We start from the raw sequence: 19,653 nt of genomic DNA on the forward strand, positions 1-19,653 counted from the left end.
CGGAACGACTATGGTTAGGCATTTTTTGATGAACCTCTTGCTCGCCTTTACTTGGGTCGCGCTGACGGGGGTATTGTATTATTCGAATTTCATTTTCGGGTTCGCCATCGGCTTTTTCCTCTTGTGGCTGATGAACCGGAACGAGGACGACCAGCGGTATTTCAACCGGGTTCCAAAAATCATCGGGTTTATCCTTTATTTCCTCTACGAGATGGTGAAAGCCAATATCCAGGTGGCATACGATGTGGTTACCCCGAAATTCTTTATGAAACCTGGCATCGTGAAGTACACCATGGAAGCCAAAACCGATTTCGAAATCAATATGCTATCCACGATGATTGCGTTGACACCCGGCACACTTGTCATCGATGTGAGCGACGACCGGAAAACGATATATATCCACGCGATGTACATGAAAAGCAAAGAACAATTTATCGAACAGATCCGGGAGCGAGTTGAACGGAAACTATTGGAGGTGATACGATGACATTGGATAGCTACATCGACTATGTGATCCTGCCAATATTGGCGATAGCGTTGCTACTGGTATTTGTGAGGCTTTTTAAGGGTCCTACCATCGTAGACCGCGTCATTGCGCTGGATCTGTTGATTACCATCGGTATCAGCGTAATCACGGCATATAGCATCAGCAGGGGCAAGTCCACATTTATCGATGTTGCCATGATCCTTGCACTCATCGCTTTTTTAAGTACCATTGCATTTTCCTATTACATTGAAAAAAGGGGGCGTAAATGATCGATATTATCCTTGCTGTGTTTTGCACCATCGGTGCCCTCGCCATTCTTATTGCAGCGATTGGCATCTTAAGGATGCCTGATTTCTACCTGCGGCTATCAGTCACGGTAAAGGCCGCTACATTGGGCGGGGGGCTGTTCCTGCTATGTGCGGCTTTTTATTTTCCTGAGGAAGTATCCGTTACCACGAAAGCGTTAGCAATCCTCTTCTTCCTTGTACTTACTGCACCCGTGGCTGCCCATCTTATTGCGCGCACAGCTTACTTGATTGATACGGAACAGTGGAAGGGCACCATCCAAGACGATCTTGTAGGCATGTATGACAAAGAAAACCATACGCTGCACAGCGAGATCCCACCACAAAACTTGTCCGGGGAGATGGAACCGGAATCCGGTCCCGATGAAAATAAACGTTAGAACACCAAGCAAACTGGTGAGCCCACGTCAATTCGGTGGCCGGTATCGCTGAGCAAACCCGTGTCGGAATCCCGTTTAAAGATCACCACCTCATCGGTTTGCTGGTTGGCCACGAGCAGGAATCGGCCGTCGGGCGAGAGCGCAAAGTTGCGGGGGCCGCGGCCCAGTACCGACTGGTTTGCAATTTTTTCCAATGTTCCCCTGTCACCGTCCACCCGGTAAATGGCGATCGTGTTCGCGTCGCCCCGGTTGGATGCATACAGGAATTTCCCGTCGGGCGATAACCTGATATCCGCCGCACCATCTGCACCTTTAAAACCTGCCTCATTCATCGGTATTTCCTGGATAGGCTCCCAGACGCCTTCTTGCTGTTGGAAAACCATGACCATCGCCGTCATCTCCTGTACCAAGTAGATAAACCGCCCGTCGCCCGAAAAAACGATATGGCGCGGGCCACCTCCTGGTGCTCCTTCGATAAACGGTTGCGCTGCGGCCGTGAGCGGGTGTTCGGCATCTTCCGGTCGGTAGTCGTAAATGTTGATCTTGTCCGTGCCCAAGTCTTGCACAAACAGCTGCGTACCTTCGGGGTTGAAAAATGCGGAATGCACATGTGGGGCCTGCTGGCGTTGCGGATTGGGACCGCTACCTTCGTGATGTACCTGTTGCACCAGCCCGCCCAAGCTACCGGCGGGACCCATGGGGAATACGCTGACGCTTCCGCCAGAATAATTGGAAACGATCACGTGGTTGTCCCCGTGGTCTGTAATCACATGACAGGGGTGGTCGCCCTTGGTAAGCTGCCGATTCAGGAAGGTGAGTGTTCCCCGTTGGTCGTCATACGCATAAGCACTCACCGCACCCCTCCCCTCACCATTCTCATTAACGGCATACATGTATTTCCGATCTGCACTGAATGCCAGAAATGAGGGATTTTCCGCGGAAATGCTACTGATACGCTTCGCTTCACCACTTGTTACATCGAATTGATATACATAGATCCCTTCGCTTTTCCCACCATGGGTGTAGGTACCGATAAGGAGATGGACGTATTGTGGTTGGGCTAACATCATCAGCGGGCATACTATTAAAAATGAACAGACTAGCAGTAACTTCATGCGTTGATTATCATTAACTGCCAATATTAACAAAAATCCATTTATATCCACGTTCTTTTTTACTTTTGCTTCCTATGTCGCTTTTACACGATTTTTATTCAGTTGGTGCATTCACCGTAGACGGGCAGAAGGTGTCGGCATCGATTGCCATCAATGGTAACCATCCGGTGTTCAATGGCCATTTCCCTGGCAATCCGGTAACGCCGGGCGTATGCATGATGCAAATCATCAAAGAATTAGCAGAAAAATGGGCTGCATGTCCGTTGATGCTCAAAAACGCACGGAACGTCAAATTCATGGCAATCATAAATCCGCTCCTGAATCCAAACATTCGGGTAGAATTGGATGTTGAAGAAGAAGACGAGTTGCTCTCGATCAGGAGTACCACATCGTTTGAAGACACACTGGCCCTCAAGTTCAGCGGTGTTTTCCAAAAGGTTTAAGCTATGAGAAAGTTATTTGCCCTTGCAGTTGCCCTGATGTATACCGCGCTGGTGCATGCCCAGGATTTGGATGACCTCAGGCTGCTTTATCGGGATGCCACCAAGTCGGAAGAACAAGCCCAGGCGTTCTACGAGCCCTTGGCGGGCGTAACAAGAAGCGATAAGCCGATACTCGTGGCATATAAAGGCGCCGGCTTGATGCTGCTGGCGCGGTACGAAAAACTTGCAGCACGCGGGCCGAAGGTGAAAGAGGCAGTTCCATGGATAGAGCAGGCCATTGCGGACGAGCCGCAAAATGCCGAAATCAGGCTTATCCGGCTCAGCATACAGGAGCACCTACCGAAATTCCTGAAGTACAACCAAAACATCGAAACCGACCGGGATTTCATCCAAAATGCATTGCCTTCGGTGGAAGACGCCGGTTTGAAGGCCATGATCAATGGTTATTTCGATTCGTTTTCAACCCCCTGAAGAGTTAACCTAAATGACCGATACCGAGGTACTGGCTCCCATCAACGCTTGTGTAATTATCCCTACCTATAATAATGCTAAGACGCTGCCCCGTGTAGTAGATGGCGTACTGCGCTATACATCACGGATCATTGTGGTCAACGATGGCTCAACCGATGCCACATCCCGGATTTTAGCAACATATACCGGCCTTTCCATTATCAACCTGCCTCACAACAGGGGCAAAGGCTATGCCCTGCGCATTGGTTTCAGCCAAGCCCGTGCCCTTGGTTTTGACTGCGCCATTACCATTGACTCGGATGGCCAGCATTTCCCCGAAGATATCCCCAAGTTTGTCCATGACATCGAAACAAACGGCACAGCTCTCCTCATCGGTGACCGCAACATGGAACAGGAAGGCATTCCCGGCAAAAGTAGCTTCGGCAACCGGTTTTCCAATTTCTGGTTCCGGTTCGAAACGGGTATCTCGCTCTCCGACACCCAATCGGGCTTCCGTTTATACCCCCTGCAACAACTACAAGCTATCCGCTTTTACACTACCAAGTTCGAATTTGAAGTGGAGGTCATCGTCAAGGCTGCCTGGCGGGGTATCGCAGTGCGCAACGTACCTATCCGGGTGCTGTACGACCCCGCCGAGCGGGTGTCCCATTTCCGGCCTTTCCGCGATTTTACACGCATCAGCATCCTCAACACGTGGCTGGTATTGGTTACCCTGCTCTACATTCGGCCGCGAGATTACTTCCGGACCTTCAGGGAGAAGGGATTCCGTCGCTTTTTTCTCGAAGACCTGCTCCAGAGCGACGACAAACCGTCGAAAAAAGCATCGTCCGTAGCCCTAGGCGTGTGGGTCGGCCTATCGCCCTTTTGGGGCTTCCAAACGGTAATCGTATTATTCCTTGCCGTAATACTACGCCTCAATAAACTCATCGCTTTTGCCTTTTCGAATATCAGCATACCCCCGCTTATCCCCTTCATCATCTATGGGTGTTTCCAAATCGGCGCTGCATTGCTGGGTGTTGCCTCGACTGATGTTTTCCACTGGCAAGATGTGGATACCTACCGCCCGTTTATCCAGCAACACCTCACGGAATACCTGTTGGGCAGCTTGGTGCTTGCCACGGCCAGTGCCGGAGTTTTTGGTCTAGCAAGCTATTTTCTACTAACTCGGCGAGACCACCGTACTACCCAGTAATCCCGGTAATTATTCGTCCATCCTTCGAGAATCCCTTAGGCCTTCATTCATATTAGTATAGATTATACCATGTATTGATAGAGGGTTGACAGAGGGTCAACATAGATTTATACACTGTTAACCCCCTATGAATATATTGTTAAAACACTATTTATACTTAATTAACCTGGTATCAAATATAACGTAGACTCGAACGAGGCCCGGCCGGCAGTCGATTGATATACGCATTTATGAGCACGTTGGGTTGCAATAAATCTCCTACCTTTGCCACGACAGATTACTTACGCATTGGCATCTTTTTTTTATTCCATATACCACTACCTGAAGAAGCACCGCACCGTGTTCTTCATCACCGTGCCTTTGGTGTTCGTACTGCTTGCCTATTGGGCCAGCCGCGTCCGGTTTGAAGAAGATATCACCAAGCTCATCCCTAGCAGTGACAGCAGCGCTACGGTTACCACCATACTGCGGTCGGCCAATTTCGCCGATAAGACTGTCATCAATATCACTGCGTCTGATCCGGCGGATGTGGACGCGATTAAAGCCTATGCAGATAGCTTCGCCACAGCCATCGGCACGGCCGCTTCTCCCTATATTGAGCGATTACAAGTGCGGTTGGAAGACGACCAGCTTACCGATCTCATGGCCCTCGTAGAAGATAACCTGCCGCTCTTTCTAGACGACGGTGACTACGCGCGTATCGACTCGCTGCTTCACCCCGATTCGGTGGCAGCCATTGTAGACCATACTTACCGGGCCATCATGGCCCCGCAAAGCTTCATCACTGCTCCCGCGCTTCGGCAGGATCCGCTGGGGCTCATCTTTATGGGGCTCCGCAAATTCCAGCGGCTGCAATCGGGCGAGGGTATTGTGCTCGACGACGGCTACCTCATCACACAGGGAGGCAGCAACCTGCTCGCCTTCATCACCACTGCCGCCGGCGCCAGCGAAACAGCCCGTAACACCGAATTTATCCGTATCCTCGACGGGACCATCGACAGCCTGAACACCATATTCGCCGGCCGCGCCACCGCGGAGTACTTCGGTGCTACGGCCATGGCCGTAGCCAATGCCCAGCAAATCAAGCACGATATCCGCAATACGCTGTCTATTGCACTGGTAGCGCTGGTAGCACTATTCATCTACTTCTACCGGCGGGTCACCATCCCGCTGATTATCATCCTTCCCGCCGCTTTCGGTAGCCTGCTGGGCATCGCCGTACTCTACTGGCTCAAAGGCACCATCTCGGCCATATCCATCGGCATCGGTTCAGTGCTTTTGGGCCTTACACTCGACTATTCCCTCCATATCCTCACCCATTACCGCGGTACCGGTGATATAAAACGACTATTTGAAAGCACCACCAAGCCATTACTGATGTGTGCGATTTTCACTGCCGTCGATTTCCTGTGTTTACTCTTCCTCCGCTCCGACGTATTGAAAGACCTTGGCGTTTTTGCTGCCGTGAGCGTACTGGGAGCGGCACTTTTCTCATTGATGTTCATTCCGCAGGTGTACTCACCGCGGCGGGAGGTAACCCTACGGCAAAACACATTCATTGATGCCGTTGCGCGGTACGACTTCAGCCGCAACCCATGGGTGCTCGGTGTCGGTGCCTTACTCACGGTGGTGAGCCTCTTCACCTTCCGGCAGGTGGGTTTCAATGACGACCTTTCCACGTTAAACTATCAACCCACCGCCCTCAAGCAGGCCGAACAGCGGCTCGATTCGCTAACGCGATATGCAGCGAAGTCTGTCTATCTTGTAGCTTACGGCAACACCTCAGAAGATGCCTTGGCGCGCAACGCGGACCTGTTCCAGCAGTTGGAGCGGCTCGAAAAAGATGGTACCATCCTCAGCTTCCAGTCGGTTGGCGGCATGGCCGCCGCCCCGGAGCAGCAACAGGAAAAGATCGAGCGGTGGAACCGGTTTTGGTCGACTGACCGCAAGAACCAGCTCGTACAGCAGCTGGAAAACGAGGGTGTCCGCGTGGGCTTCAAAAGCACCCTCTTCCAACCCTTTTTCGAAACGTTGGAACAGCCTTTCGCGCCAATGGATGAGGCGGACCGCCAGCTGCTCGACACACTATTCCTCGCCGAGTTCATCAGCCATGGCCCACAGCTCACCACGGTGACCTCCATCGTGAAGGTAGCCGACGGGCAGGCACAGCAGCTCGCCCGCTCCTTTACCGACGATAGGCTCGGTATTCTGGCAATCGACCGCAAGCATGTGCAGGAGAAGCTCCTGAGCAACCTCGAGGCCGACTTCAACAACCTTTTCTTCATTGCCTCTGTCGCCATGTTCGTCGTTACCTTCCTGTTCTTCGGAAGCTTAGAGCTTACACTGGTGACCAATGTGCCTATTTTTCTGGGTTGGCTGGTGACACTGGGCTTGATGGGTTTGCTGGGAGTCGATTTCAATGCATTCAACATCATCATCACCACATTGATCTTTGGGTTAGGGGTAGATTATTCCATCTTCGTCACTAAGGGCCTGCTCGAACAATACACCTATGGTCATGACGATATGCCCGCTTATAAATCGGGGGTGGTCATGTCGGCCTTAGCTACCATCCTTTGCTTCGGCATCCTGATCTTCGCCAAGCACCCCGCCATCCGCTCCATCTCCATCATTCCCCTTATTGGTCTGTTGGTAGTGGTGCTCATGTCGTTCTCCATACAACCTTACCTGTTCCGCCTGTTCATCAGCGGGCCGCAGGCCCGGGGCAACACCCCGTGGCGGCTGGTCAACTTCATCCTCACGGGCCTCACCTTCGGCTATTTCTTCTTGGGCGGCATGGCTGTCAGCATCTTAGGGCGCCTGCTCATCGCTATCGTCCCGGTCGGCAAGAAGAAGAAGTTCCGGGTGTTCCACCGGGCACTGCAACTGTTTTTCCATAACCTCATGTACCGCACACCCGGCATCCGCATGGAAATCATCGGCCGGGATGCCACCACCTACCGGTCGCCCGCCATCATCATTGCCAACCACACCTCTATCCTGGATACACCTACCATGGGGCTGCTTCATCCCATGCAGGTATTTATGATGAACGACCGCCAGCTGAATTCACCTTTCTTCGGCCGTGCCATGCGCATGGTCGGTGCCCACCCGGCGTCGGGGAACCGCCCGGAGGACCTCGAGAGGCTACGCAAGAAAATCAAACAGGGTTATTCCGTCATCGTGTTTCCCGAAGGCACACGGTCGCGCACTACTGCCATCCAGCGCTTCCACAAAGGAGCGTTCTACCTCGCTGAGCAGCTACGGGTCGACATCCAGCCCGTATTGATCCACGGCAACGCCCATGCATTGCCCAAGAACGACAATATGCTCAAACCGGGGCCAATCACGATGAAGTTCCTGCAAAGAATAAAGCCCGACGATATCGCCTTCGGCACCACGTACACCGAGCGTACCAAGCAGATTTCCGCTTACTTCAGGCAGGAGTTCCGGGTGCTGCGCAACGAACGGGAGCCGGCGGGGTATTTCAGGAAGAAGCTGCTACTCAACTACGTGTACAAGCCGAAAGCCATCCAGCGGGAGGTAAAGGCCGTTTTCCGCCAGCGAAAAGACCATTATCATCAATTATTACGATTATTGCCACTCAAAGGTAATTTCCTGCACCTTGGGTGCGGTTACGGCGTATTGGATTTCCTGCTGGTGTATGACAGCGCCTTGCGGCACGTTACGGGCTGGGACGCCGATGCTGAACGTGTAGCTGTGGCTCAACATACGTTTACGGTAAATCGCTATCCGCTGCAATTTGTCAATGAGCTTCCCGGCTACGAAGGGCACAACGTGCTGATTGTATCTGCACAGGCTCCGGCCGATTGGCATACCGCGCAGCACCTCCCCGAGTGGGTGGTATTGGAAGATGCGCCCGCCGATGTGCCGGCCCTGCTGGCCGCACAAGGGTACACGCTGAGGCTGGAGGTAGCGGTAGCGGCATTGGCGGTATATCGGAAATCCGGGCGGTAGCGCTCGTAGTGCTTTGAAGTACACCTGAAATTATGTATCATTGCGTAAAATCAAAGGGTGAAATTGGTATGAGCGATATTCAATTATTGACAGAAATTAGCTCCTTACCTGCCAACCTGAGACAGGAAGTTTTCGATTTTGTTGCTTTTCTGAAACATAAGAAGCAACAAAAAACCACGGTGAAAAAGCGTCAGTTTGGTTATGCAAAAGGCTATTTCGAAATGACAGACGACTTTGATAAACCTATCATCATCGGGACCCTTTCGACCGAATAATTATCGCCCAAGCGTTAACCGAAAACCTTACTATTGTCTCGAAAGACGAAAATTTCCCGAAGTATACAGACAATTTACTTTGGTAATTGAGGAACTTTAGTGGAGACGAGAGAAAATGAAACTTGCGAAAAAAACGAACTTTGACTAAGTTTGGTTCGCGAATAAGGAGATAACAGCGATACGATTTCATGAGTGACGAGATGACCCCCCTACCCCGCGACGGCGAGGGTAACGAGACAACAGATCAACAACAGGGCAGCAGCCACACCATACCTTTATCGGGATTATATGAAAACTGGTTCTTGGATTACGCATCATACGTTATCCTTGATAGGGCCGTGCCACATATCAACGATGGGTTCAAACCTGTGCAGCGGCGTATCCTGCATTCACTCAAGGAGATGGACGATGGACGTTTCAACAAGGCAGCCAATGTCATCGGCAACACCATGAAGTATCACCCCCACGGGGATGCTTCGATCGGCGACGCCATGGTCCAGATCGGTCAAAAAGACCTGCTTATCGACTGCCAGGGCAACTGGGGTGACCCCATCACAGGCGATTCGGCGGCCGCACCGCGCTACATCGAAGGGCGTCTCTCTAAATTTGCTAACGATGTGGTCTTCAATCCCGATACCACCGAATGGCAGCTCAGCTACGACGGCCGTAACCGCGAGCCCGTAACGCTACCTGTCAAGTTCCCGCTGTTACTGGCTCAGGGTGCCGAAGGTATCGCCGTAGGATTGGCAACCAAGATCATGCCCCACAACTTCATCGAACTGATCGATGCTTCCATCGATGTGCTGCGCGGCGGGCGGCCCAACCTGCTCCCCGATTTCCCTACGGGTGGCCTGGCCGATTGCTCGGCGTACAACGAGGGGCAGCGCGGCGGCAAAATCCGCGTCCGCGCAAAAATTGAAGAGCGCGATAAAAAGACACTTGCCATTACCGAAATTCCATACGGAACCACTACGGGTGCACTTATCGACAGCATCGTCGCAGCAAACGACAAAGGCAAGATAAAAATCAAGAAAATCGAGGATAATACCGCGCAGCATGTGGAGATCATTGTCCATCTGGCTCCGGGTATTTCTCCCGATATGACCATCGACGCACTGTATGCATTCACTTCATGTGAAGTGTCCATATCGCCTAATACATGTGTCATTAAGGACGATAAACCACACTTTTTGAGTGTGAATGATATCCTTATCGCCAATACCAAGCAAACCAAGGGTCTCCTTAAGCAGGAACTCGAAATCCGTCTCAGGGAGCTACAGGAAAAGATATTTTTCAGTAGCCTGCTCAAGATCTTCATCCAGGAGGGGATGTACAAGCACCCGGAATACGAGCATTCTGGCGACTTTGATACCGTGGTGCAGGTGCTTACTAAATTATTCACGCCGTTTTTTGACCAACTTTACCGCGAGATACTGCCTGAGGACTACCGCAAGCTCATTGACAAGCCGATGAGCAGCATCACCCGCTTTGATGTAAAAAAAGCAGACGAGCAGCTGGCAGCCCTGGAAGAAGAAATCAAAAAGGTACGACACAACCTCCGTCACCTCACGGATTACGCCATCGCGTGGTTTGAGCGTCTAAAAAAGCAATACGGCAAAGGCCGTGAACGGAGAACCGAACTCCGTGCATTCGACCGGGTAGAGGCCGCGCAGGTCGCGCTCGCCAACGTAAAGCTATATGTCAATCGCATAGATGGGTTCGTGGGAACAGGCCTCCGAAAAGACGAATATGTAGGCGATTGCTCCGACCTTGATGATGTTATCGTCTTCCGCAATGATGGTAAGTTCCTCGTCACTAAAGTTCAAGACAAGGTATTCGTAGGCAAAGATGTCATCCACGTGGCTGTGTTTAAAAAGGGTGACGACCGTACCGTTTATAACATGGTATACCGCGACGGGAAGACCGGCACTTCTTACGTGAAGCGCTTTTCGGTATTGGGTGTGACGCGCGATAGGGAATACGACCTGACTAAGGGCGAAAAAGGATCGCGCGTGCTTTACTTCACGGCCAACCCCAACGGTGAAGCGGAGGTGGTAGGTGTGCAGCTCAAACCGCAGTCGAAACTCCGCAAGCTGCAGTTCGACATCGATTTTGCGGATATTGCCATCAAGGGCCGAAGCTCACAGGGTAACATCGTTACCAAATATCCAATCAAGAAAATCACGCTGAAAAGCAAGGGCATATCTACCCTGGCCGGGCGCAAGGTATGGTTTGATGATGTACTCAAGCGGCTCAATGCCGACGGCCGTGGCCAGTATCTAGGCGAGTTCGACGGTGATGACAAGATCCTCACGGTGATGGCCGACGGCACCTACGAGCTCACCAGCTTCGACCTGAGTAACCACTTTGACGACAAGCTGCTCCGCATCGAGCAGTACAACCCCCAACGCGTATATAGCGTGGTGCACCGCGATGGGAAGTCGGGCATCTATTACGTGAAGCGCTTCGTGTTCGACGACCTCCCCATCGGCAAGCGTACGTCAATTATCAATGATGAACCCGGGTCTAAACTCATCCTCATCACCAATGCCACCACCCCCGTTGTAGAAGTTACTATACTAAAAGGCAAGTCGCGCACACCTGAGACCGTGGAACAGAGCCTTCTGGACATCATCGACGTGAAAGGGATGAAAGCACAGGGTAACCGGTTGAGTTCGCACGATGTAACCAGGGTGACGCTACTCACCGCGGAGGAGCAGGCGACGGAAACGACCGCAGAGACCACTCCACCGGATGTAACGCCTCCCGTAGACGAACCCGAAGAGACACCCGAAACACCGGCAGCCGACGAAAAACCGGTTGAAAGAAAAACGCCGGAAAACGAACCGGAAGCATCCAAACCAAAGCCCAAGGTGGATTTTGAAATCACTAACCCCGATGATATCCGTGTGGACGATAACGGGCAGATGGGATTGTTTTAATAACTAGTTTATTATTTATTTTTTTCTAAAATTTCACTATCTCCACAGACGGCGTGCTCGTTATCTCCGAATTTGCTGGTGCCTCCGTGGAACTACCCCACGCCATCCGCACCAACCCGTATGATGGCCAGAGCCTCAAAGACGGCCTGCAAAATGCTTTGGTGCTGGATGTCACCGAAAAGGAGACTCCGCATGCAGCGGCTGTTTGAAACGGTAAACCATTACGACGTGCAACGCTGGGGCAGGGACTTTCTTGAAGGGTTGAAAAAAGCGACGGCACACCGCGGTGCTAACGAGCTGGCAACGAACGAATGAAATCACGATCTTCTTGCGTGATGCCGTTTCCATCGGTAACATTCCAGACAATGTATTGCAAATCGTGTTTCAACGACTGAAATTCCTCGTTTCCGAGGTGCTCGAAGTTAATCCGCTTGCCTTTCAGTAGTTGGATCAGTTCCACAACAGGTGATGCATCCGACACGGGGCCAAAGGCATAACGGCTGTTACTGGAAGACCCGCTTTTGTGCTGATTGATGCAATAGAGATATATCAACGTCCTGCAGGTTTCACCCCCGGCCAGACTGATTTCGGTTTCCTGAATGAGCAGGCCGTTTTGGTCCTGCTCATCCATCGCACGAAAGGTGAGCCCCGCTGGGAGCACCAATAGCGTGTCCTTCTCCAAGTGGTTCACCAGTTCCAGCTGCACCAGCACAAATGCACCACTGCCTAAAGACCGGCAATAATCCTTTCCCGGCACAAGAAACAGGTCGCCTTTCAGTCCGCCTTTTATTTCGATTTTTTCCGGAAAGGCAAAAGGCCTGCCCGTAAGTTCGCCCTCCGTTTCGCCCATGCCCGGAATATTTCCGGGTTCATAGTTCGTGCCTACTTCTTTTCCGTCGGAATCGCTCTTATCCGGATCGGCTGAGTCATCTTTGCTGCAGCTACTGAACGCCAGTGCCGTTGCAGCCATAAAAATAAGCAGCTGTTTGATATATGGTTTCATTTTTCCTTATTTTTCTATACTGGTTAATTCCGTGGTGCTGATCCCTGCCGCGCTCACCTCGGTGGTCCTGATGGTGCCAAGCCCTAATGCGATCCATGTGGTTACGTCAGATTCGAATTTATTGACGATGGTCTGCGGCCCTGCATTCGAAATTTTGTCGGTGATAACCATTTTGTTGTGCGAAGCACTATGGAATCGCAACCGCAGGCAGTCAAACTCACCCAGGCCAATCTTAATGCGCTCGGTCGTGTCCACGGTGATGGCCGACCGCTCAACCTCATAGTCCTGAGTTATTTTGCTGTAATCATCTTCACCCACGCCGTGCCATTCGGCCACAATACCGGCGCTCGAAATAAGCTGATCTACCGGGTCGTGATGACGGATAACCGTGGGGATGGGCCGTTCGTTGTGGGTAAAAGATACGTTGAATTGTGTTTTCATTTGTTCCAGTACATCATAATAGATTGCCGGCATGTTGGCGCCCAACGAGACGCTCTCTTCGGCATTGAACCGTCCATTATTATAGATGAAGATATTCCCGTCAAAAGCCAGTCGGGCTGAGCAGACCTTGTAACCTGCCGAATCTTTTACGTCGGTTACCTCCCACAGGTAGGTCGATCCCAATCCATCTCCTTCCGTAATCGTGTAGGTAAGTTTCATGCCTTTTTGGCTCGCCATGTAGCCCATCATTTCGTCGACCGGAAGCTGCTCATCGGGCTTGGCCGGGTCCTTTTGGCAACCTTGCAGGGCCAATACGGCAGCAATAAATAGCAAAGGCCCTGTGCGCCTATTTCTATTTTTTTTCATAATATTGATGTGTTATTCGTGAAATTCCAACGACACCGTATTGTCATAGCCCCAACGGCTCTCCGGCTCAAAGCCGAAAGTCAACACTTCCTCAAAAATGCCTTCGGTTTCGAGATTCCGTAAGCGCAGCAGGTAATCGCCCATCTCATCGTGGTAAACCGCTATCGCTTTATAGCGCCCAATCGGAATCTCTTTGATTTCTACCGGGTCTTGCCACTTTACATCGCCATACGGGATGGTCAGCATTTCGCCGATGGTACCGTCAATCAGCGGGCCGTCGGGCTCGATAATCACCACGATGTTTTTGTTATCGGGAATTATGCTGCCTACCGCAGGACCGATGCGGATGCTCCCACCGTAATAGAAGAACTCATCTTCGGGTTTCTTACCGGTGAGTTTCCAGGTGAAGCTGCGCTCAGCTCCTTCCTCGTTAAAGCTGTCCGTTTTGTCGGGGTGAAGGTCCATCGTATACGTCTTCCCATGGTATTCTCTAGTTATGGTAGCATACGCCTTCCAGATGCCATAGGCGCCCGTTGGCATCTTAATGCTGTAGGTGCCGTCATCGCCAGTGGTTGCATTGATATAGGATGCATACAGCATCGTGTTATCCAGTAGTATTTTAGCGCCAGCAATTGGGTTGCCTTGGGAATCGGTCACCTTTCCGGTTGCATGGCCCTGCTTCGGCTTGCCCGCTTCCGGCGTTGGCTGCTCGTTCTTGCTGCAACCGGCCAGGCTTAAGAAAAGCACCCAAAGGCAAGTGACCGCTCCGCATGTTGCAAAAGATAAATGTGTCGTTTTCATCAGTTGATCATTTCTTTACAAACTCCACCCTTCGGTTATTGGCCTTCCCTTCTGCATTTTCGTTGGTGTCTATCGGTTGGGTCGCACCAAACCCTTTGGTAGTGAGCCGAGCATCGTGAATGCCCATTTCAACCAATTTGGCCTTAACGGCATCTGCCCGCGCCTGCGAGAGTTTCAAGTTACCATCGGCTGTGCCATCACTGTCGGTGTGGCCAGCAATTTCAAACTGCAGGTCGGGGTGGTCATTCATCAACTTCACCACCTCATTCAGTGCTCCGGCAGATTGGGGCTTGAAGGTTGATTTGTTGACATCGAACAAAATGCCATGCGTTATAAATTTTCCATCGGTCACCACTTTATTATATTTATCGTCGCCCCCGGCCGCCAACCGGACATTCCTGATTTTGAAGCCGTAGTTGCCGTCGGTCTGGAAAGCCAGTTTGGCTGCGCCTACCGGAAAATTATTCGTCGCGGCAACCCGAGCGCCACCGATATAAGCTTTGGCGATATTCTTACGCACATACAGCGCAATATGATGCCATGCGCCAATGGTGTTGAGTGCTTGCTTCACGCCATCGTTTACTACGGTAGACCCCGCACTGTTATCGCCCAGGGTTATCCGTTCATTGGAGTGCAGCAGGAATTGGGAAAGGCCATAGCCATCGTAATTCCCGTCGTCCGCCCCGTAAAACCGAATCCGGAAATCATTGACGCTTGCAAAGTAATCCGATCGCGGGTTTTCATACATCATATCAAACTCCAGGGTAAACTGCTCCGGCAGGTAGTTGTCGCTATCCATTAGCGGTGCCACCGTTACATATCCGCCCGCGTTGAAGTGAAGGAACTTTTCGCCCTCATAAGTCTGGATTTCAGCATTGCCCCTTTTTATAATAAATCGGGCAGGCAGTTCAGCGTCAGGTTCTTTGCTCAGGTCAGGTTCGAAAATAATTTTATCGCCGGGCACAAAGTCGTAGCTTTTGTAGTCTGTATGGGCACCGAGGCTCGCCACATCATCGCCATCCCCCGATTCCGTTGCGTTTTTTCCGCCACCGCCTTTTTTTTCAGCCCCCACTATTTCCTCCTTCGCCTTATCCATCACCTTATCGGTGGCATCGCCCGTTTCGCGCACTACCCTATTCTCCGCGCGGTTTTTGACTTCTTGCTTGATGCGTTTCAACAGCTGTCCGTGTGCGGCAGGTGCAACCATCAAATAGCCGCACACACTCATTAACATCACAATTGTCTTCATGGTATTCTTTTATTTTATAACTATGGTTCCATTTGCTCCACCAAAGGTCAGGCAAGCGCATGGCCTGTACAATCCTGAAAACGGGGATTTTAAATTCTCCCCCAAAAAGGGGATTTTTGCAGGAAGGCTTGCCGCACCTCAATTTTTTACCCACTTTTGGATGGTATAAATCGTCCGCATGCAAAATTTATCGGCTTATTTTTCGTTTGCTCCCCGGCAATGGCGGGCACTGCTGCTCGTAGCGGTGTTTTCATTTACCTTACATGTAGCGAGGCCACAAAATCCCATGCTTGATAGTTTACGAAACGAGCAAAAAAGAGATCCGGCAAATGATACGCTCCGGATGCAGGCGTATATCCAATATGCGCTGTACCATTATGCGCAATCGCAGGTCGATAGCGCCACGTCATTTATTGAAAAAGCACACCAGCTGGCAACACAGCTCCATCATGCCAGTGGCCTGGCAGATTACCATCACTTCATGGCCGTATCGGCCAAGCAACGCCAACAGCTCGACACGGCCATGCACCACGCCCGCGAAGAACTCCGCTGGGCATTGGAAGCTGCCGACGAGACCAAGCTGGCGTATGCCTACAATGACGTGGGCAATATGCACATCTATTTCGGCAATGGCGATTCGGCCACAATTAACCTACTCCGTGGCCTTCCCGTGGCCGAAAAAACCAACAACCGCCGGCTGGCTGCTAATATTTCGTTCAACCTGAGCGCCGCCTATAACATGATCGAAAATCATACGGCATCGCGGGATTACGCCAGAAAATCACATCAGATAGCCAGCAGTATCAACGACTCCACGTATATGTTCCACAGCCTGTATAATTGGGCTACACAGGAATCGAAACTGGGCCACGCGGATAGTGCACTGACCATGTTTGACCAGTGTGCTTCATTAGCCAAGCAATTGGGTAATGAAGCATTTCTTGCCGATGTCTACAATAACATCGGCGAAATCCTATACGACCAAAAACGATTCTCCGCATCGCTCCAGCAATACGAAAAAATGGCGGGGATAGTCCGCCAGCTGGATGATCCCCAATTTGATTTATACCTACGCATGAATAGGGGAAATACGCTTGCGGCATTGCAACGATATCAACAGGCCGACGAAGATTTAGCCGAGGCCCAGCGCATTGGCGAAGAATTGAACGCTAATTTTGAGCTGGGTCAGGTATTCCTGTTCCGCTCGGAACTGTTTGAAAAAAACGGCGATTTCCAAAAGGCACTCCATTATTTTAAAAAAGCAGATTCGTTGAAGTCAATGATAGCCAGTGAGCAATCATTGAAAGAAATCCAGCGACTGGAAATGCAATACCAAACCGCAGCAAAAGACAAAACCCTAGCCGAGCAAAAAGCCGCGCTGGCGATTCGGCAAGCAGCGCTACGGAAAAAAGATACAATCAATACCGCGCTTATTATGGGCTGCCTGTTATTGACAGGCCTTGTTTTGCTCGTGTATAAAAATGTGCGCAACCGCCGAAAGCTATATGCCAAAGAACAAGAATTAAATCTCCAGAAAATCAATGAATTGGAAAGGGAACGTCAGCTTGTTGCTGCCCAATCGCTGATGAAAGGACAGGAAGAAGAACGCAGCCGGCTGGCCAAAGATCTGCACGACGGTGTGGGCGGCCTCCTCTCTGGTGTAAAATTAGGATTATCAACAATGAAAGGAAATGTATTCTTATCGGAAGAAAATGCCCAGGCGGTCAACACGATCCTCGGCCAACTGGATAATTCCATTGCAGAACTCCGCCGCGTATCGCACAACATGATGCCCGAAGCGCTGATTAAATTCGGACTGAAGGAAGCGTTGGAAAACTATTGCGAAAACATCATCCAATCCAGTCCATTGGATGTACGCTTGCAGACGTATGGTTTGGAGCAACGTTTGGATCAAGATACCGAGATCATTCTGTACCGTATGGTGCAGGAGTTGCTGAATAACGTCATCAAACATGCGGAAGCCACACAGGCATTGGTACAACTCATCCGCGAATCAGACAAATTCACGCTCACGGTAGAAGACGATGGCAAGGGTTTCGATGCGAGCGCCCCTAACCATCACCAAGGGGCCGGATTACAGAATATCAAAGCCAGGGCGGGCTACGTTAATGGCGTTGTAGATATCCGTACCCATCCCGGCGAAGGCACATCCATAACCATCGAGGGCAACCTCCATTAAATCCACCCGTATGACCAGCGTTTTTATCGTTGATGACCATCCCATTGTGGTAGAAGGATTAAAATCCGTCATTGAAAAGTTAGACGGCCTGCATATCAGTGGGGTTGCCTACAACGCCGTTGACACCATTAATTTATTAAAAACCGTTGCGACCGATGTGTTACTGCTAGACATTAACCTGCCAGATATCAGTGGCATAGATCTCTGCAAAAAAGTACGCAACCAATTTCCCCACATCCGTATCCTGGGTATCAGTACCTTCAGCGAGCGTAGCTACATCTCCCGGATGATAGCGCATGGCGCCATGGGTTACCTCATCAAAAGCGCATCGGCCGAAGAAATTTCAGCGGCCGTTACCACGATAATGCAGGGCAAGTTATACATGAGCCTTGATCTGGAGCACCTGCTCCGCCCCTCTCCTGTTATACAGTCGGGCATCCTACCCAACCTTACCAAGCGCGAGAAGGAAGTGCTGCAACATATATCAGAAGGATTGACCAATGTCCAAATCGCGGAGAAATTGTTTGTCAGTCCGTCTACCATAGATACGCATCGCAAAAACATGATCACCAAACTGGAAGTAAGCAACACGGCCGCGTTGATCCGTTTTGCCATTGAGCATGGGTTGATTAACTAACCGTCGGGCTAATTTCTGCAAATACTTAACCAAAAACGATCAAAAATGGTATCTTTGGGTGCTAGCCAAGCCCACTGAGATGAAGACATACACATTACTCACGGACGAAGTACTGGCCGATTTGGTCAAAGCGCAGGATACCCACGCCTATACCGAACTTTACCAGCGATACTGGGGCGTATTACACCGCTTTTGCCACCACCTGCTCCGTGATGAGGCGCAGGCCACCGATACCGTGCAGGATGTATTCGTTCATTTCTGGGAAAACGCCCCGCAGCTGGAGCTGCGTTTTTCACTAAGCAGCTACCTCTATGGCGCGGCCCGCAACCAGGTTATCCGGTACATCCGCAAGGAAAAAGTAAAAGCCAGCTACCTCAGTCAGCTTCAATTCGATGAGGGGCAAGTCATTGCCGATGAAGAACTCCGCATTTCGGAACTCGAAAAACTGGTTGAACGCGAAATCGAAAACCTGCCGCCGCGTATGCGCGAAGTATTCGAGCTTAGCCGCAAAGCCTACCTCTCGCACAAGGAGATTGCCGACCGATTGGACATTTCAGAAGGCACCGTAAAAAAGCAAGTGTCCAACGCGTTGCGCCTCCTTCGTGCCAAGCTGGGGTGCGCGTTCTTCTTCGGCGTTATGCAGGTGATCTGGTGGTGGTACGGGCTATAATTACCGTTATGTTATCACCATTTAAAGTGCGGCAAGTGCCTCCATAGGATTAAACAAAGGAAGTTCGCTGTTTTTAAAATCCTTTCCGTTACGGGTAACAATTGCGTCGACTTCTACTAATGTCAGTGCCACTTCGTATTGAATCGCGTCTTCAAAATCCTTGAATTTAGAAGAAATCGCCTTCTTCAATACCGGGCCAGTTACTTCTGCCACATCTACAAGTTCCATCAATTGGTTCAGCAAACTGATTGTCTTTTCATGCCCGATTACTTTACGAAGCACATAATAGACGTTGTTAACGGAAATTGCCCCGATATACAGCTTCACTTTGCCCGCCAGTGCGGCATCAAACAGCACTGCAGCATGTTCAGCAAATGGATTACGATGAGCCAGAAAATCGATAATGATGTTCGTATCAAGAAAGTATCCTTTCATTTTAAATGCTTTTCTTCCAATGCTTCCGTCAACGCTGTTTTGTAGTCAAAATCGTCCGGTAATGAAACGGCACCCAATAACCTGCGAACTTTCGGCGAAATTTCCGTAGGCGCTTTAGCCGTAGTCTGGTTAGAAACCGACTTCAGGTAGTTCTCCACCAAGGCTGACAAGCTTCTGCCTTGCTCGCGAGCATATTGTTTAGCTGCATCGATAACACGGCCATCTATTGTAAGGGTCAGTTTTGTACTCATAACACGTGTAAT

Annotated in this window: 21 protein-coding genes; 14 read left to right on the top strand and 7 right to left on the bottom strand. The window is 50.8% G+C overall.

Features of this window, described 5'->3' with window-relative positions; translation table 11 throughout:
• Positions 1–10: 10 nt before the first annotated feature.
• Genes NGM62_RS08775 through mnhG form a run of 3 tightly spaced genes read left to right on the top strand, consistent with a single transcriptional unit; the run spans position 11 to position 1,172 of the window.
• The gene (locus NGM62_RS08775; RefSeq protein WP_262247209.1) at positions 11–487 is read left to right on the top strand and encodes a Na+/H+ antiporter subunit E; all 477 of its coding nucleotides are present in this window, start codon (positions 11–13) and stop codon (positions 485–487) included.
• The gene (locus tag NGM62_RS08780; protein ID WP_262247211.1) at positions 484–756 is read left to right on the top strand and encodes a cation:proton antiporter; all 273 of its coding nucleotides are present in this window, start codon (positions 484–486) and stop codon (positions 754–756) included. The genes NGM62_RS08775 and NGM62_RS08780 overlap by 4 nt, the downstream gene beginning before the upstream one ends.
• Complete coding sequence (mnhG, locus tag NGM62_RS08785) at positions 753–1,172, top strand: monovalent cation/H(+) antiporter subunit G (RefSeq protein ID WP_262247213.1); 420 nt, start codon at positions 753–755, stop codon at positions 1,170–1,172. The genes NGM62_RS08780 and mnhG overlap by 4 nt, the downstream gene beginning before the upstream one ends.
• Here mnhG and NGM62_RS08790 read toward each other — a convergent pair.
• Positions 1,169–2,242, bottom strand: coding sequence for a lactonase family protein (locus tag NGM62_RS08790; RefSeq protein ID WP_262247214.1), 1,074 nt, complete (start codon positions 2,240–2,242; stop codon positions 1,169–1,171). The genes mnhG and NGM62_RS08790 overlap by 4 nt on opposite strands.
• A gap of 119 nt (positions 2,243–2,361) precedes the next feature.
• On the opposite strand from NGM62_RS08790, the gene NGM62_RS08795 reads away from it, so the two are divergent.
• The 8 genes from NGM62_RS08795 (at position 2,362) to NGM62_RS08825 (ending at position 11,797) form a co-directional block, all read left to right on the top strand.
• On the top strand, positions 2,362–2,730 hold the full coding sequence (locus NGM62_RS08795) for a hypothetical protein (RefSeq protein WP_262247215.1): 369 nt from the start codon (positions 2,362–2,364) through the stop codon (positions 2,728–2,730).
• Positions 2,731–2,733: 3 nt separating this feature from the next.
• Positions 2,734–3,201 (top strand): hypothetical protein, encoded by a 468-nt coding sequence (locus NGM62_RS08800; RefSeq protein WP_262247217.1) that lies wholly within the window; start codon positions 2,734–2,736, stop codon positions 3,199–3,201.
• Positions 3,202–3,214: 13 nt separating this feature from the next.
• Positions 3,215–4,393 carry a DUF2062 domain-containing protein gene (locus NGM62_RS08805; protein WP_262247218.1) on the top strand — a complete coding sequence of 393 codons (1,179 nt, stop codon included), beginning with the start codon at positions 3,215–3,217 and terminating at the stop codon, positions 4,391–4,393.
• A gap of 264 nt (positions 4,394–4,657) precedes the next feature.
• Positions 4,658–8,371, top strand: coding sequence for a 1-acyl-sn-glycerol-3-phosphate acyltransferase (locus tag NGM62_RS08810; RefSeq protein ID WP_262247219.1), 3,714 nt, complete (start codon positions 4,658–4,660; stop codon positions 8,369–8,371).
• A 68-nt stretch (positions 8,372–8,439) separates the two neighbouring features.
• On the top strand, positions 8,440–8,646 hold the full coding sequence (vapB, locus tag NGM62_RS08815) for a type II toxin-antitoxin system VapB family antitoxin (protein ID WP_262247221.1): 207 nt from the start codon (positions 8,440–8,442) through the stop codon (positions 8,644–8,646).
• A 2-nt stretch (positions 8,647–8,648) separates the two neighbouring features.
• On the top strand, positions 8,649–8,732 hold the full coding sequence (locus tag NGM62_RS22190; protein WP_390936871.1) for a hypothetical protein: 84 nt from the start codon (positions 8,649–8,651) through the stop codon (positions 8,730–8,732).
• A gap of 102 nt (positions 8,733–8,834) precedes the next feature.
• Positions 8,835–11,588, top strand: coding sequence for a DNA gyrase/topoisomerase IV subunit A (locus NGM62_RS08820; protein WP_390936846.1), 2,754 nt, complete (start codon positions 8,835–8,837; stop codon positions 11,586–11,588).
• A 53-nt stretch (positions 11,589–11,641) separates the two neighbouring features.
• A complete protein-coding gene (locus tag NGM62_RS08825; RefSeq protein ID WP_262247222.1) occupies positions 11,642–11,797 on the top strand; it encodes a trehalose-6-phosphate synthase in 156 nt (51 codons plus the stop codon).
• Between the two features lie 80 nt (positions 11,798–11,877).
• Here NGM62_RS08825 and NGM62_RS08830 read toward each other — a convergent pair whose 3' ends face one another.
• Genes NGM62_RS08830 through NGM62_RS08845 form a run of 4 tightly spaced genes read right to left on the bottom strand, consistent with a single transcriptional unit; the run spans position 11,878 to position 15,448 of the window.
• Positions 11,878–12,591 carry a hypothetical protein gene (locus tag NGM62_RS08830; protein WP_262247224.1) on the bottom strand — a complete coding sequence of 238 codons (714 nt, stop codon included), beginning with the start codon at positions 12,589–12,591 and terminating at the stop codon, positions 11,878–11,880.
• 6 nt (positions 12,592–12,597) lie between these two features.
• Positions 12,598–13,398: a hypothetical protein gene (locus NGM62_RS08835; protein WP_262247226.1), complete on the bottom strand. Its 801-nt coding sequence runs from the start codon at positions 13,396–13,398 to the stop codon at positions 12,598–12,600.
• A 12-nt stretch (positions 13,399–13,410) separates the two neighbouring features.
• The gene (locus NGM62_RS08840; RefSeq protein WP_262247228.1) at positions 13,411–14,199 is read right to left on the bottom strand and encodes a carboxypeptidase-like regulatory domain-containing protein; all 789 of its coding nucleotides are present in this window, start codon (positions 14,197–14,199) and stop codon (positions 13,411–13,413) included.
• A gap of 7 nt (positions 14,200–14,206) precedes the next feature.
• Positions 14,207–15,448 carry an OmpA family protein gene (locus NGM62_RS08845; protein WP_262247229.1) on the bottom strand — a complete coding sequence of 414 codons (1,242 nt, stop codon included), beginning with the start codon at positions 15,446–15,448 and terminating at the stop codon, positions 14,207–14,209.
• 178 nt (positions 15,449–15,626) lie between these two features.
• Between NGM62_RS08845 and NGM62_RS08850 the strand changes: the two genes are divergently transcribed.
• From NGM62_RS08850 to NGM62_RS08860, 3 genes are all read left to right on the top strand, one after another.
• On the top strand, positions 15,627–17,648 hold the full coding sequence (locus tag NGM62_RS08850; RefSeq protein ID WP_262247230.1) for an ATP-binding protein: 2,022 nt from the start codon (positions 15,627–15,629) through the stop codon (positions 17,646–17,648).
• Positions 17,649–17,658: 10 nt separating this feature from the next.
• Positions 17,659–18,285, top strand: a complete 627-nt coding sequence (locus tag NGM62_RS08855) for a response regulator (RefSeq protein WP_262247232.1) — start codon at positions 17,659–17,661, stop codon at positions 18,283–18,285.
• Positions 18,286–18,364: 79 nt separating this feature from the next.
• Positions 18,365–18,955: an RNA polymerase sigma factor gene (locus NGM62_RS08860; RefSeq protein ID WP_262247234.1), complete on the top strand. Its 591-nt coding sequence runs from the start codon at positions 18,365–18,367 to the stop codon at positions 18,953–18,955.
• A 21-nt stretch (positions 18,956–18,976) separates the two neighbouring features.
• Here the strand turns inward: NGM62_RS08860 and NGM62_RS08865 are convergent, their stop codons facing one another.
• Both NGM62_RS08865 and NGM62_RS08870 read right to left on the bottom strand, forming a co-directional pair.
• The gene (locus NGM62_RS08865) at positions 18,977–19,390 is read right to left on the bottom strand and encodes a PIN domain-containing protein (protein WP_262247236.1); all 414 of its coding nucleotides are present in this window, start codon (positions 19,388–19,390) and stop codon (positions 18,977–18,979) included.
• Positions 19,387–19,641 (bottom strand): DUF6364 family protein, encoded by a 255-nt coding sequence (locus tag NGM62_RS08870; protein ID WP_262247237.1) that lies wholly within the window; start codon positions 19,639–19,641, stop codon positions 19,387–19,389. Before NGM62_RS08870 ends, NGM62_RS08865 begins: the two co-directional genes overlap by 4 nt.
• Positions 19,642–19,653 lie beyond the last annotated feature (12 nt).

This window comes from Parapedobacter soli, assembly GCF_025460835.1.
Classification (GTDB): Bacteria; Bacteroidota; Bacteroidia; order Sphingobacteriales; family Sphingobacteriaceae; genus Parapedobacter; species Parapedobacter soli.